This window comes from Enterocloster clostridioformis, from assembly GCF_020297485.1.
Taxonomy (GTDB): domain Bacteria; phylum Bacillota; class Clostridia; order Lachnospirales; family Lachnospiraceae; genus Enterocloster; species Enterocloster clostridioformis.
Genome location: NZ_JAIWZC010000001.1, coordinates 723,425 through 736,957, shown reverse-complemented (window position 1 = coordinate 736,957; position 13,533 = coordinate 723,425). Strand labels below are relative to the sequence as shown.

Here is a 13,533-nt window from a genome sequence, read left to right as displayed (position 1 = left end):
TTCACGAAACCTCCTGTCTGCGTCTCTTTCCTGCTATTTTTATCTGTCACATAATGCGGATCAGCGCATGTCATGCTGCTTTCTTCGTTCATCTAACAGGCGCTCGAAATCCTCTTCCGTATAACCTATATCCGCCAGACGCTGTCTGCGCTTTTCCCTGAGGATGCGCTGGCGTTCCCGCTCCGCTGCCTGCCGTCTTTTAAACCAGAATACTCCGCCGCCTGCAAGCAGTGCCAGAACCAGGACCGCGCCGCCGCCTATGAGCACTGCCCTTGGAAGCGTAAAGCCGGTATTTCCCTCCTGTCCGTCCTCTGCAGGCCGGCTCTCCGGTGGAGTGTCCCCGCCGGGCTCAGAGGGAGTTGCGTTTACTGCCTGCGCACTGGAGCTGTAAATCCACGCGTCCCCAACCCTGCGCTCGTTATAGGTGTAGACCAGTCTGGCCACGGCTTCCTGGGGATGGCCCTCAGGCAAATCCGTCTCAAGTGTCTTGTTCGCATCTGTAAACTGCGCGTCATTGGGGATGGTGATGACTGCTCCGCTGTCAATGGAGAGTTCCGAAGGATTATATGTCTCCGCCCCAATGGTTACAGGCGCGCTGCCTGTGACGTATTCGGTTTCATTGTCAGCTATGTTCACATTCTTGAATTTTGCAAAGCAGAAATCCAGAATGGTCTTTGTATCCGAATAGTGGGTTTTCTGGGTACTCTTAAGAGTGACTGCAATCTGGCCTCTGCCCTCCCGTCTGGCGTAGGTGACAAGGGTCTGTCCGGCCTGGGATGTCCAGCCGGTCTTACCTGCAATGGCGTCGGGATAATAGTTGGAATCGTCTGACAGCAGCATCTTGTGCTCGATGGAAAATGTCCGCCCATTGGGATTGTTGGCAGTGGCCGGTATGGAAGAAGTCCTGGCTGAGGCAATCTCCAGCACGGTGGGGTTCTGGAAACAGGCCCTGGCTATGATGGCCATGTCGTAGGCCGTGGTGCGCTGGGTGTCGTCGTTCAAACCGGAGGGATTGGCAAAATGGCTTTCATTACAGCCAAGCTCCTCAATCCTCTGGTTCATCATGTCCACAAAAGCCTGTCTGCTGCCCGCCACATACTCCGCCAGGGCGTTGGCCGACTGGTTGGATGACTGGAGCAGCATGGCGTAGAGACATTGGCGGACGCTTAATACATCCCCTTCCTCCAGGTTGAACTTGTTGCCGGCCCCGGATTCCACGTTGTATATGGCGTCATGGGAAAATGTAACCGGCGCGTCCAGGTCATTGGTATTTTCAATAACCACAAGAGCTGTCAGCAGTTTGGTGATACTGGCCGGAATCTTTTGCTCGTGTATGTTCTGGGCAAACAGCACGGCCCCGGAATCCATATCCATGACAATGCCTGCCTCTGACTGAACCCCTGTATCTATGGGCCAGTCCGGTTTTGCAAAGGCAGTGATGGCGGTCATTGAAAAGACCATGATTAGACTTGTGATTATGTAGGATATACGACGCATAATTACCTCTTCTTTTTCATCAAAATAAAACAGCCTATCCATGATTATATTTTAATAAAGGGCCGCTGTCAATGAATTAAAATTTCTAATTGTATCTCGTTGAAAAACTAATTAGCCATGCCATGGGAATTGCGGTATACTTTAACTGGCACACCCTGGAAACAGTGCCATTATTTTATACATCATTGGAGGAACCGAACTTATGGAAAGCTTTTCGAGAATGCTCAATGCCCAGATGGTACTTCTGGCTTACCTGGCTGTGGGGATGTACTGCATGAAGGAGGGGCTCATTGACCGGGACACCAAGAAAAAACTGGTGGACATCATACTTAAAATCACCCTGCCGTGCATGATTTTTAATTCCTTCAACAAGCCCCTGACTCCGGAGGTGCTGATACAGACAGCCTTAATCATGGTGGTGGCTGTTGCCATCTCCATCCTCTCCTTTCTGTTGGGAAAAGTTATATATAATAAATACCCGCAAAAGAAAAAGAGTATCCTTCAATACTGTACTTTGGTCAATAATTCAGGGTTTTTAGGAATGCCTATGGTGTCGGCGGTATATGGAAGCGACGGTCTTTTTGCCGCATCCATCTTTATCATTCCCAACCGCATCTTCATGTGGACCGCGGGCCTGGCCATGTTCACTACCGCTGATTTCAGGACAAAATGCAGGAATATCCTTCTGAATCCCTGTATCGTCACCGTATTTCTGGGCATTGTCCGCAGGATGACCGGATATCCGGTTCCGGGCTTTTTAGACGAGGCCGTTGCCAATATAGGAGCCGTCACCACACCGCTTTCCATGATGGTGATTGGCACCATGCTCATCGGTGTTCCGTGGAAAAAACTTCTGGATCCAAGTATTTTTTATCTGGCTTTTGTGCGTCTCATAGCGCTGCCCTTAGTGGCCCTGTTTATATTGAACCTCATTCACGCGGAGCCCATGCTGGCAGGTGTCTCCCTTATCCTTACAGGTATGCCTGCGGGAAGCACCAGTGCTCTTCTGGCAGCCAAATACGGGGCGGATGAGGATTACGCCTCCCGCTGTATTGTCACCACCACCATCATGTCCCTGGCAACCATACCGGTTCTGATGCTGCTTTTATGAGAATACAGATGAAACGAACAGGGCGGGACAACAATATAAATCCGTTCCCTGTTTGCAACGGCCAGTCCCGTGTTATCGTGAACATATTTGCTGAGCTGGGGCGTGGGGGTCGTGGGCTCCTCGAAGTAAAAGATATCATATTTTTTTGCTGTCAGGCCAATCTGAGTGGATGACTGTGCGTCTGTAAAGGAGTGATTTTCAATAATAATGTCCACATCAGGCCCAATCGCTTCACGGACAGCCTTCAGCCTGGACGATTAAAAGAATCGGGAAATTAGAAACCACGCTGCTCCTTGTCTCAAAGCTGCATCCCTATGCTGCCCGCAAGACAATTGCCTGGAAAAACAACGCGGTACATTCAAATGCCTGTGTCAAGTTTTTAAATACTGTACTGGATTATTATAAAAATGTGTGATTTACAGAAAACAGTATGAGCAGACAGCGGGGAAATTCTGTCTGCTCAAGTATATGCGATATACAGCTTGCCGTCTTACATTTCAGCTGGTCCTTCAAGTCCTGTCAGACCGAACATTCCGCTGAATACTCAGAATCCGCTGTCGTTGAAACAGCTGAATGCAATGGCGTTTCAGACAGGCTCTAGCGTACCAGGCAGGGTTTCTTGGAATTAAACTTCCAACCCGGAATCAGATACTGCATGACAACGGAGTCATCCCTGCCGCCCAGACAGTTGTCCAGATACAGCTGATGGGCTTTCTTTACCTGTTCCAGGTCCACATCAATGCCAAGTCCCGGTTTCCTGGGAACTTCCACACAGCCGTTTACAATCTGCAGGGGTTCCTTGGTCAGGCGCTCCAGTCCCTCCTGCCAAATCCAGTGGGTATCCAGCGCATTATATTCACCCGGCACGGCTGCTCCCACCTGGGTAAACATGGCCAGCGAAATATCAAAATGGTTGTTGGAATGGCTGCCCCATGTATATCCGAAATCATGGCACATCTGGGCAACCCTTACAGAACCGTTCATGGTCCAGAAATGGGGGTCGGCCAGAATAATATCCACTGCCTGGGATTCCAGGGAATGACCCACCTCTCTCCAGTCTGTCGCTATCATGTTGGTAGCTGTGGGGAATCCGGTACGGCGGCGGAACTCGCTCATAATTTCACGGCCCGAATAAACGCCCTCGGCCCCGCACGGGTCCTCACAATAGGTCAGGATGCCCTGCATACCTTTTACATACTCCACGGCTTCCTCCAGGAGCCATCCTCCGTTGGGATCCAGGTCTATTCTTGCATCCGGAAACTCCTTCTTTAAGGCGCGGATTACTTCCATTTCTTCATTCCCCGCAAGGACTCCGCCCTTTAACTTGAAATCCTGGAACCCGTATTTCTCCTTTGTGGCTCTGGCAAAAGCCACAATCTTGTCTGCGGTGAGCGCCTCCTCATGGCGGATTCTGTACCACTGGCAGTCCGCGTCCGGTTCGGCATCGTATGCCAGGTCCGTCTTATTGCGGTCCCCCACAAAGAACAGGTAGCCCAGCATTCTTACCTTGTCCCTCTGCTGTCCATCGCCCAGCAGCTCACATACAGGAACATCCAGATGTTTTCCCAGCAAATCCAGACAGGGCGCCTCAATGGCTGTGATAACATGAACTCCGGTCCTCAGGTCAAAGGTCTGATTTCCTCTCACGTCCTCCTCTCCTTTTGAATCCAGGTATCTCTTTATCTTTAACAGAGTGCTTTTATACTCGCCAATCCTGGTTCCTTCCACCATCGGAATGCATTCCTCCAGGGCTTTGGTAATCTTTTGGCCGCCAGGAACCTCACCCACGCCCATCTCGCCGTTATCCGCGTAAAGAACCACCACATTCCTTGTGAAATAAGGTGCGTGGGCGCCGCTCAGGTTCAGCTCCATGCAATCCTTTCCTGCTACCGGATACACTTCCATCTTTGTGATTACAGGTGTTGTCATAATCATTGCTCTCCTTTTATTTGATAGGATTTGATTGAATTTCGTTGTTGTTATCTTTATTTTATAAGAGAATGTACACTTAGTCAAATTACTTAAATTTATTTTCATTCTTAGAAAAACTTATTGTTTTCGGCTGCCCGGCTTTTGGGAAAACCGTGTTTATATGAAGGCCAATACGGAAAAATGTTCAAAAAAAGCGGCAGTAAAAACTGCCGCTTCCGATTTGTTTACCCCAACATTATATTGATTATAACATGCAGCTACGGAGGGTTCCAGTGGTTGGGATTAAATTAATGAATGGATTTTTCATCAGGTTATCGGCGCAGGATTAAAGATGCACAAATCATTGTGCAGTTTATACTTCTCCGCATAACTCTGCTTCCTGCCGCTGGCCACATCCACAATCTCATGGAACAGCTGGGTTCCAATGTCCTGGATGGTGGCGTCTCCGGTGGCAATGGGGCCTGCGTTTACATCAATCAGGTCCTGCCACTGCATCTTCATGTCATTTCTGGAACACACCTTGATGACCGGGGCAATGGCCAGGCCGTAAGGAGTTCCTCTTCCTGTCATGAACACCTGAAGTCCGATGCCGCTGGCCAGCTGGCAGGGTCCGCAGACTATGTCGCTAGCCGGTGTGGCAGCGTAAATCAGCCCCTTTTTGGAAGGTTTTTCCGCCGGAGACAGTACTTCCACGATGGGGGAGGTGCCGGACTTGGCAATGGAGCCCATGGCCTTCTCCACGATGTTGGAGAGCCCGCCCTTTTTGTTGCCCGGAGTGGGGTTGGCGCTGCGGTCCACCTGGCCGTTTTCCAGGTAATGGTCATACCATTTCATCTCGGCTGCCAGCTTCTTCCCCACTTCCTCGCTGACGCAGCGCTCTCCCAGAAGGTACACGCCGTCCCTTACCTCCGTCACCTCGGAAAACAGGACCGTGGCGCCGCCCTTTACCAGCATGTCCGCGGCATAGCCTGCGCTGGGGTTGGCCGTGACGCCGGAAAAGGCATCGCTGCCCCCGCACTGCATGCCAATCAGAAGTTCGGAAAGGGGCAGTGTCTGGCGCCTTCTCCGGTTAAGCCTGGCCAGCTTCCTGTCCGCCATCTCCATCAGGGAATTTACCATATCGTCAAAGCCCTTTTTCTCCTGCAGTATGATGACATTGTCAGGGGAAATATCCGCCTGGTCAAGGAGCATTTCCACGGTGAACTTTTCACAGCCCAGCCCCACGGCCATCAGCTCCCCGCCAAAATTGGGATGCTTGGCCAGGTTTCTCAGGGCGCGGATGGGTACCTTTGCCTCGGGGGCATTGATGGCCACACCGCAGCCGTAAGCATGGTTGATGGGGACGATGTCGTCCACATTGGGATATTTCGGAAGCAGCTCGCTCTTCATCCTGGCCACGGCTACATTCAGAACGCCTGTGACACACTGGACCGTGGTGCTGATACCCAGTATGTTGCGGGTTCCGGCATATCCTCCATTTGGATTTACATACCCCTCCCAGGTGTCCACAGGCGGTTTTGGCAGATCTGTCACCAGATTGGCGGCAAATTTCATCTCGTCCACTGAGGGCGGGGTGGGAAGCTCCAGCATCTTTTCGTTAATCCACTGCCCTTTTCCGATGGGGTTAATGGCATATCCCAAGACCACGCCGTACCGGATAATCTTACCGCCTTCCGGTATGTCGCACAGGGCTATCTTATGGGCCTGCGGGATGTCCTGCTTCGCGCGCACGCCGTCCATGACCAGGGTTCCGGCCGGAATGTCATTGACCGCAATGGCCACGTTGTCTTTATCGCTGATTTTAATGTATAAAGGACTGCTCATTTTTGTCTCCTCCTGCTGTGATTGGATTCAAAATCTATGGTATTTTTCATTGGCTTAATTATATCAATGGGGTACTCATAAGTAAAATTATTAAATTTAAGCTTTCTCTTAGAACTATTAATAGTTCTGTTTTGCTTTCAAGGGCTGTGTTTCTTTGCTATAATAACGTTAAAGAACCGGCAAAAAACTGGTTCAGCGCAAGGAGGCCAGCCAATTGGACACAAAATACCTGAGTTATATATTGACCATAGCCAAAAAGGAGAACATGACAAAAGCCGCGGAGGAACTGTTTGTATCCCAGTCCACTCTGAGCCAGTATCTGTCCAAGCTGGAGAGCGAACTGGGCACCCCGCTCTTTTACCGGAGCAAGGGCAGGCTTACTCCCACAGCAGCAGGCAGGCTCTATATTGACGCGGCGGAAAAGGTCATGGCCATTAAGGACAATCTTTATCAGAACATACAAAACCTGGACAACCGGGGACACATCACCATTGGAGTCACCTCCCAGTTTGCCCTCAGGATGCTGACAGAGCTGATTCCGCCTTTCAAATCCAGATTCCCGGATGTGACCATCGAGATATCCGAAACCAATGTTCCCTCCCTTACCCAGCTTATTCTGGAGGAAAACATTGACTGCGGCATCATGGCTCTCAATACCGTGGAGCCCTTTTCGCGGGACCAGGCCCATGTGCTCAGACGGGAGGAAATATTCTTTGCCATCCCCAGAACCCATCCCTACTGCAGGATTAATCCGGGGCGGCCCGTTACCATACCTGAGTTTGCCAGGTATTTCAGCGAGGATAATATACTGATGTCCAAGAGGGGCTCCACTCTCCGCTGTCTGACCGACCAGATTATCGAGGCCGCCGGCTGGATTCCCAGTACCATGTGCGAGACCAACAGCATCATAGCCACCCGCAGCATGGTGGCTATGGGAATCGGCGTCACCTTCATAGGAGCCTCCTGTGCCATAGACAGGGAGCATGTATCTTACTATCCGCTGGAGCCCAGGCTGTACCGTTTGAACGCCTTTGTGACCAGAAAGAACTGGGTCATGAACCGGCCGGAAAGCACTCTCTGCCACGATATCCTCCACTACTTCTCCAATCAGGGGTAAACGTCATGGCCCCGGAACAGATGGATTCTGTCCGGGGCCATGTTTTCCGTCCCTGCTGCCTGAAAGCCTGGATTAGATGGTTATTTTGCTAAATCGTCTGCAATCTCCTTGATTTCAGTGTAGATTCTCTCGTCGTTTTTCTCGGAGTCGGCTGCGCTTAAGTAATATGGCTCCATTTCCACCTTCTTGATGGCTTCCTGGGCCTCCGGATCGGATGTCATCTCTTTTACCAGGTTGTCATACCATGCGATTACGCTGTCAGGTGTTTCCTTTGGAAAGTAGAAGGAGAACTCGCAGTTGGGATATACCAGGTCCACGCCCTGCTCTTTCAGGGTTGGGATATCCTTGATCAGGTCATATCTATCCTCTGTGGGAGCGCCCAGACAAACAAACTGTCCTGCTTCCAGATAATCCTTGCAGTTGATGTACGCACCCGGCATCAGGTCCACCTGTCCGGACAGCATGGCTGCCACCTTGTCGGAGTTGGATCCCACGTCCACCAAGTCCAGATCGATTCCCGCTGCCTTCTCAAATGCCAGCAGCTCGTAGTAAGTGTAGGCGCCCACCTCGGTACATGCCTTCAGCTGTCCGGGAGCTGCCTTGGCTGCCTCGATGAAGTCGTCCAGGGTCTTGTATTTATCCGGGTTTGCATACATCTGCTGTGCAGGATCAAGTGCAAATGTGGGTCCTAATTTAAATGCGGTGTAATTATAATCCGTTACACCGGAAATGTTGGCTACGTTTACCAGATTGTGGCCGTACAGGAAGGTATGGCCGTCCGGCGCAGCGGAAAGCACCTGGTTGGCAGCCACGGAGCCGGCAGCGCCGTTTGCGTTTACGACGATGAAATCAGCGCCTGTCATCTTCTTGGCAAACTCCGCGAATACACGGGCGGAAAGGTCAGTATTGCCGCCTGCGCCAGCCGGGACCACAATGGAAACCGTTGTGCCGGGGGCCCAGTCAGATGCCTGCGCCTCTGTATCTGCCGCGGCTGCCGGGGCGCCTGTCTGGGCAGCGGTGGTATCAGCTGCCGCAGCAGCAGTGGTATTTGAAGTTCCTCCTCCACATGCAGTCATGCTCAGTGCCATAGCTGCTGCCATCATTCCTGCTAACCATCTTTTTTTCATAAGTTATTACTCTCCTTTTCTGATAACCCATCCGGGTCTTTTGTTTAGTTGATAATACCCCTCTATATGTATCCCGCCCCGGATTCGGCTGATTTTCCGGAAATCCCGGTTCAGCCGATTGGGGCCGGAATCATATATAAATTTTCTTACTCATCCCGCTTTGAAACATGCTGCATTTTCCTTGCCCTGGTCATCCTCCATTCTTTATAAATGGACCAGACCACAACGGCTATGGCAACGAAGAAGAATACATCGAATATAGGCCGCTTGAAGAACGCGCCAAAAGATTTATACTGCATAATACCGCGCCGCAGATAGGTTTCCACCATCTCGCCTATCAGGAAACAAAGCACAAAGGGCGTGGTGGGAAGTTTGAACTTGTGATATAAGTAACCCACGGCTCCGAATAAGATGATGGACTGTACATCGAAGATACGGTTGTTGGTGGCATAGGCGCCCACACAGCACAGAACCAGAATAAGAGGCATCAGGATGTGCTTGGGTATCTTGAGCAGCTGGACAAATCCCTTGATTCCAAAGAACTCGATTATCAGCATGAAAAGACTGCACAGCATGCAGGCCGCAAATATACCGTACACCACATCTGCGTTTTTGACAAAAAGCAATGGGCCTGCTGAAAGACCGTGAATCAGGAAACCGCCTAACATCATGGCTGTAACACCGTCTCCCGGTATGCCCAGTACCAGCAGGGGAATCATAGCCCCGCCGATGGTGGCGTTATTGGCGGTCTCTGTGGCAACGATACCGTCAGGGCAGCCTTTGCCGAATTCATCGGGATGTTTGGACATGTTCTTGGCGGTCACATAGGAAAGCATGCCGGACGTGCTGCCGCCAATGCCGGGCAGGATGCCGATTCCTGTTCCTATCAGTGCGGAACGGATGGCGTTGGGAATCTGATATACAAACTCCTTCCATGTAAATCCAAAGCCTTTGATGGGCTTCATCTTCATGGCTTCCACCTTGCCGTTTCCCATGCTCTCAGCCGTTATCAGGATCTCGGAGATAGCGAAAATACCAATAAGGGTTGGAAGGGTGTCAAATCCGGCCATCAGTGAGCTGCTTCCAAAGGTAAACCTGGGAGTTCCGTCAATGGGCGCCATGCCGACCAGGGCAAATATAAGCCCCAGCATACCGGCCAGCACTCCCTTTACCATGGAACCGGAGGCCAGTACCGCCACCATTGTCAGCGCAAAGAATGAAATGCCGAAGTTCTCAGCCGGTGTGAACTTCAGGGCAATGTCTGCCAGCAGCGGCGCGCAGAAGGTGAGCACCAGGAAGGAGAACACGGAACCCAGGAAAGAGAATACAATGCCGTATCCAAGGGCCTTGCCGGCTTCCCCCTTCTTTGCCATGGGGTGTCCGTCAAAACAGGTTGCGATGGATGACGCGGTTCCCGGCATGTTGAGCAGAATGGCTGAAATCAGACCCCCTGAGATACCGCCTATGTACACGGCCACCAGCAGGTTCATGCCCATGGAAGGCGTCATGCTGAAGGTCAGAGGCAGGAACAATGCCACTGCCATGGCTGCTGAGAGTCCCGGAATGGAACCGAATATTATTCCCACTGCCACGCCTGCCGCCATGAGCAGTAAGGATGTGGGGCGGCAGATGCTTACAAAGGCACCGCCCAAAGATGCTAATGCGTTCATGGTCTACCTCCTATAAGTTGATGGTAAAGATACCTGCAGGCAGCACAATCTTGAATCCGTAGCGGAACAAGAAAAATACCACGAAGGTAAACAATACGTCAGTGATCAGCAGCTGAATGACATCCTTTTTTCCTCTCCGTTCTTCCGGCGCCAGGATAAACATCTGGACGGGAAGATAGACCAGAGTGCTGATGATGAAGCCCACGGACTTGAGCACGAACACATAGACCAGGATAATGATAAAGCTTGTGAGCACCCTCTTGTAGTCGGCCTTTTCCGGTCCCTCGGCCTCAGCCTGGGCCACATATATTTTCATGTTTTTGATATTGAGGAATACCAGGGCTGCTGCCAGCACAAAGGTCATGACACCAATGCACATGGGCATAAAATCAGGTCCGATATCCATGACCGTTGACTTGGGAAGCATCTTGGCCATAACCAACATGGCTGCGGATAATAACATGAAGAATACTCCGACAATGATATCCCCATACTTTTTAATAAACATTCTCTCTACCCCTTTTTTTCTATGATTTGCCTGGATTTATCTGACCAGCGCAGGCTTTTTGCAGTCGTATTTCCAGCCGGGAATCAGATACTGCATGGCCATGGCATCATCTCTTTCATGGGAAGGAAGGCGGTTGTAACGCCCATTGGCCTCCATGACCTTGTCCATGTCGATGGTAACACCCATACCCGGCTTATCCGGTACCTGAAGATACCCGTTTACAATCTTCGGCGTATCCTTTAACAGATTCTGTCCGTCCTGCCAAATCCAGTGTGTGTCAAGTGCAGTGGGAGTTCCGGGAGCAGCCGCTGCCACATGGGCAAATGCGGTGAGGGTGATGTCAAAGTGGTTATTGGAATGGCTGCCCCAGGTAAGACCCCAGTCGTTTAAAATCTGGGCCATACGGACGCTTCCCCCGAATCCCCAGAAGTGAGGATCTGCCAGGACAATATCCACGGATTTAAGGGCCGCGGCATGATAGAACTGACGCCAGTCCGTTGCTATCATGTTGGTGGCCACAGGCAGATTTACCGCATTTTTGAATTCCGCCATCACCTCCCGGCTGGAATAGCCTGCTTCCGGGCCGCATGGGTCCTCCACATAAGTAAGCACTCCCTCCATGGGCTGGCAGATGCGGATGGCCTCCTCCAGGCTCCAGGCCCCGTTGGGGTCAATGTTAATCCGCCCCTCAGGAAATACTTTTTTCAATGCGCGCATAGCTTCCATCTCTTCCTCTCCCCTGAGGACCCCGCCTTTTAACTTGAAGTTTCTGAAGCCGTATTTTTCGTTTAATACCTGCGCCTGCTCCACGATGCGCTCAGGCGTCAGCATTTCCTGCCGTCTGAGACGAAACCAGGCATCGCTGCTTCCTGTTTCGTCGATATAGGGAAGGGCCGGCGCAGCCTTTTCCTTATCACTTACATAGAACAGATACCCCAGGGTCTCCACCTGGTCCCTCTGTTTTCCGTCGCCCAGAAGTTCACACATGGGCAAATCCAGATACTGGCCCAGAAGGTCCAGAAGGGCGCATTCGACTGCCCATTCAGCTTTGACAACGAATTTCAGCTTGCTGATATCCAATGTCTGGATACCCTCCCCATCGTCCTCCGCCGCCCGTGTACTGCTCTTGTGGATGGTATCCAGGATATTCCTGTATCTGCCCACTGGCTGTCCCACTACCAGAGGGATGCAGCTGTTCAGCGCCTCGCATGTGTAATCCCCGCCGTGAATCTCGCCAATGCCCGTGTGACCGGAGCTGTCCCTTAAGATGACCAGGTTCCTGGTGAACCAGGGCGCATGGGCTCCGCTCAATGTCATCAGCATGCTGTCATATCCGGCTACGGGAATGACCTGCATATCAGTAACAACAGGTGTGCCTTTGTGTTCCATCATATCGTTTGTCCCCTTTTTCTTGTTTTATGCATAATGCCTACACGCAAATTGAGTTCACCCGTATTCGGATGTTATTATGTATGTTTTTTGCTGTATAATTGTAATTTATGTACGCATTATAACAGGAACGACTTTCGGATTCCAATTGTTAATATTAATCGTGTCAATAAGAATCTTTAATTGTTGTTCTTACGTTTTCTTAATGTGATTCGCCCCGGCTCCCTTGCTTCCTAATGTTCTCTTAACACATGCCAAGTATAAACGACAGGGTTAATCAAGTAAAGTTTATAAAACTTATCTTTACTCTTAATAAATCTTATAGTTAATCTTGCACTCTTTCCCTTTATGGGTTAAAATAAATACATCGGGATGGAAAAAGGAGAATACCATGGACACACGGCAGATTGAATATATTTTAAAAATTGCGGAAGAAAACAACATTACCCATGCGGCTAATAAGCTGTTCATCACCCAGTCCGCTTTGAACCAGCAGCTCATTAAACTGGAACAGGAGTTAGGCACTCCCCTGTTCCACCGTTCCCGCACCAACTGGCATCTGACGGAGGCCGGGGAAATTTACATCCGGAATGCCAAGGAAATTATGAGGCTGAAGCGGGAAACCTACCAGACCATCCACGACCTGTCTGACGGCAAATGCGGCCATCTCTCCGTGGGCTTTACGGCAGGTCGCGGCATCAATATGTTTACAAAGGTATACGGCACCTTCCACCAGCTCTATCCCAACGTCATCATCGAGCCCCAGGAGGGCATTGTAAAGCATCTTCAGAAGATGATATCCATTGGCGGCCTGGACATTGCCTTCCTGACGCTTACGGACAAGGACAGGACCGACGATATCTATGAACCCATATACGAGGAAGAACTGTATCTGGTTATTCCCGCCGGACATCCGCTGGCAAGCGTGGCGCCTGAGGAGGGGGAGGACTATGCCACCCTGGATATCCGAAGGCTCCAGTACGAGCCCTTTGTGCTCATGGACCGCCATTCCACCATGAACACCATGCTGAACCGTATTTTCTCGGAGGCAGGCTTTACACCCCAGGTCCTCTTTGAGACAGGCAATAACCATACCATTATCTCCATGATACGGGCCAACATGTGCTGCGGAATCCTGCCCTACTACTATGTGAAGGACATGGATCAGGACTTCTGCTGTTTCCATCTTCCCTCCCGCCCCACATGGCAGTTTACGGCCAGCTACAAAAAAGGCCGCTATCTCAGCCGCCCCGCACGCAGCTTCATCGATCTGATGAAGGAACAATGGGGAGACCGGACAACGGCCTTACATACAGATTAAGACTTTATAAGGCTGGAGCCATACATAGGCAGGCGCC

At 50.9% G+C, this 13,533-nt stretch carries 11 protein-coding genes; 3 read left to right on the top strand and 8 right to left on the bottom strand.

The window, feature by feature from the left end; translation table 11 throughout:
- Positions 1-60 precede the first annotated feature (60 nt).
- Complete coding sequence (locus tag LA360_RS03340) at positions 61-1,497, bottom strand: serine hydrolase (RefSeq protein WP_022201821.1); 1,437 nt, start codon at positions 1,495-1,497, stop codon at positions 61-63.
- Between the two features lie 202 nt (positions 1,498-1,699).
- Between LA360_RS03340 and LA360_RS03335 the strand changes: the two genes are divergently transcribed.
- On the top strand, positions 1,700-2,608 hold the full coding sequence (locus LA360_RS03335) for an AEC family transporter (protein ID WP_022201820.1): 909 nt from the start codon (positions 1,700-1,702) through the stop codon (positions 2,606-2,608).
- Here LA360_RS03335 and LA360_RS03330 read toward each other — a convergent pair.
- The 3 genes from LA360_RS03330 to garD form a co-directional block, all read right to left on the bottom strand.
- A complete protein-coding gene (locus LA360_RS03330) occupies positions 2,533-2,856 on the bottom strand; it encodes an enolase C-terminal domain-like protein (protein ID WP_081031137.1) in 324 nt (107 codons plus the stop codon). The two genes, LA360_RS03335 and LA360_RS03330, sit on opposite strands and share 76 nt — an antisense overlap.
- Before the next feature lie 349 nt (positions 2,857-3,205).
- Positions 3,206-4,537 (bottom strand): enolase C-terminal domain-like protein, encoded by a 1,332-nt coding sequence (locus LA360_RS03325; protein WP_002583217.1) that lies wholly within the window; start codon positions 4,535-4,537, stop codon positions 3,206-3,208.
- Between the two features lie 309 nt (positions 4,538-4,846).
- A complete protein-coding gene (gene garD, locus LA360_RS03320; RefSeq protein ID WP_022201818.1) occupies positions 4,847-6,364 on the bottom strand; it encodes a galactarate dehydratase in 1,518 nt (505 codons plus the stop codon).
- Positions 6,365-6,578: 214 nt separating this feature from the next.
- On the opposite strand from garD, the gene LA360_RS03315 reads away from it, so the two are divergent.
- The gene (locus LA360_RS03315; RefSeq protein ID WP_022201817.1) at positions 6,579-7,481 is read left to right on the top strand and encodes a LysR family transcriptional regulator; all 903 of its coding nucleotides are present in this window, start codon (positions 6,579-6,581) and stop codon (positions 7,479-7,481) included.
- Between the two features lie 80 nt (positions 7,482-7,561).
- Here the strand turns inward: LA360_RS03315 and LA360_RS03310 are convergent, their stop codons facing one another.
- The 4 genes from LA360_RS03310 to LA360_RS03295 form a co-directional block, all read right to left on the bottom strand.
- Positions 7,562-8,608, bottom strand: a complete 1,047-nt coding sequence (locus tag LA360_RS03310; RefSeq protein ID WP_225537284.1) for a tripartite tricarboxylate transporter substrate binding protein — start codon at positions 8,606-8,608, stop codon at positions 7,562-7,564.
- A gap of 146 nt (positions 8,609-8,754) precedes the next feature.
- Entirely contained in the window at positions 8,755-10,278 is a 1,524-nt protein-coding gene (locus LA360_RS03305; protein WP_022201815.1) for a tripartite tricarboxylate transporter permease, read from the bottom strand.
- A 10-nt stretch (positions 10,279-10,288) separates the two neighbouring features.
- Positions 10,289-10,786 (bottom strand): tripartite tricarboxylate transporter TctB family protein, encoded by a 498-nt coding sequence (locus LA360_RS03300; RefSeq protein WP_022201814.1) that lies wholly within the window; start codon positions 10,784-10,786, stop codon positions 10,289-10,291.
- A 36-nt stretch (positions 10,787-10,822) separates the two neighbouring features.
- Positions 10,823-12,178 carry an enolase C-terminal domain-like protein gene (locus tag LA360_RS03295; protein ID WP_022201813.1) on the bottom strand — a complete coding sequence of 452 codons (1,356 nt, stop codon included), beginning with the start codon at positions 12,176-12,178 and terminating at the stop codon, positions 10,823-10,825.
- A 388-nt stretch (positions 12,179-12,566) separates the two neighbouring features.
- Here LA360_RS03295 and LA360_RS03290 point away from each other — a divergent pair, with 388 nt between their 5' ends.
- A complete protein-coding gene (locus tag LA360_RS03290; RefSeq protein WP_002583224.1) occupies positions 12,567-13,496 on the top strand; it encodes a LysR family transcriptional regulator in 930 nt (309 codons plus the stop codon).
- Positions 13,497-13,533 lie beyond the last annotated feature (37 nt).

Excerpts from the sequence above, each read along its gene's own strand:
- LA360_RS03325 (WP_002583217.1), bottom strand. The coding sequence starts at position 4,537 with ATGACAACACCTGTAATCACAAAGATGGAAGTGTATCCGGTAGCAGGA.
- LA360_RS03335 (WP_022201820.1), top strand. The coding sequence starts at position 1,700 with ATGGAAAGCTTTTCGAGAATGCTCAATGCCCAGATGGTACTTCTGGCT.
- LA360_RS03290 (WP_002583224.1), top strand. The coding sequence starts at position 12,567 with ATGGACACACGGCAGATTGAATATATTTTAAAAATTGCGGAAGAAAAC.
- LA360_RS03310 (WP_225537284.1), bottom strand. The coding sequence starts at position 8,608 with ATGAAAAAAAGATGGTTAGCAGGAATGATGGCAGCAGCTATGGCACTG.
- LA360_RS03305 (WP_022201815.1), bottom strand. The coding sequence starts at position 10,278 with ATGAACGCATTAGCATCTTTGGGCGGTGCCTTTGTAAGCATCTGCCGC.
- LA360_RS03295 (WP_022201813.1), bottom strand. The coding sequence starts at position 12,178 with ATGATGGAACACAAAGGCACACCTGTTGTTACTGATATGCAGGTCATT.
- garD (WP_022201818.1), bottom strand. The coding sequence starts at position 6,364 with ATGAGCAGTCCTTTATACATTAAAATCAGCGATAAAGACAACGTGGCC.
- LA360_RS03340 (WP_022201821.1), bottom strand. The coding sequence starts at position 1,497 with ATGCGTCGTATATCCTACATAATCACAAGTCTAATCATGGTCTTTTCA.
- LA360_RS03300 (WP_022201814.1), bottom strand. The coding sequence starts at position 10,786 with ATGTTTATTAAAAAGTATGGGGATATCATTGTCGGAGTATTCTTCATG.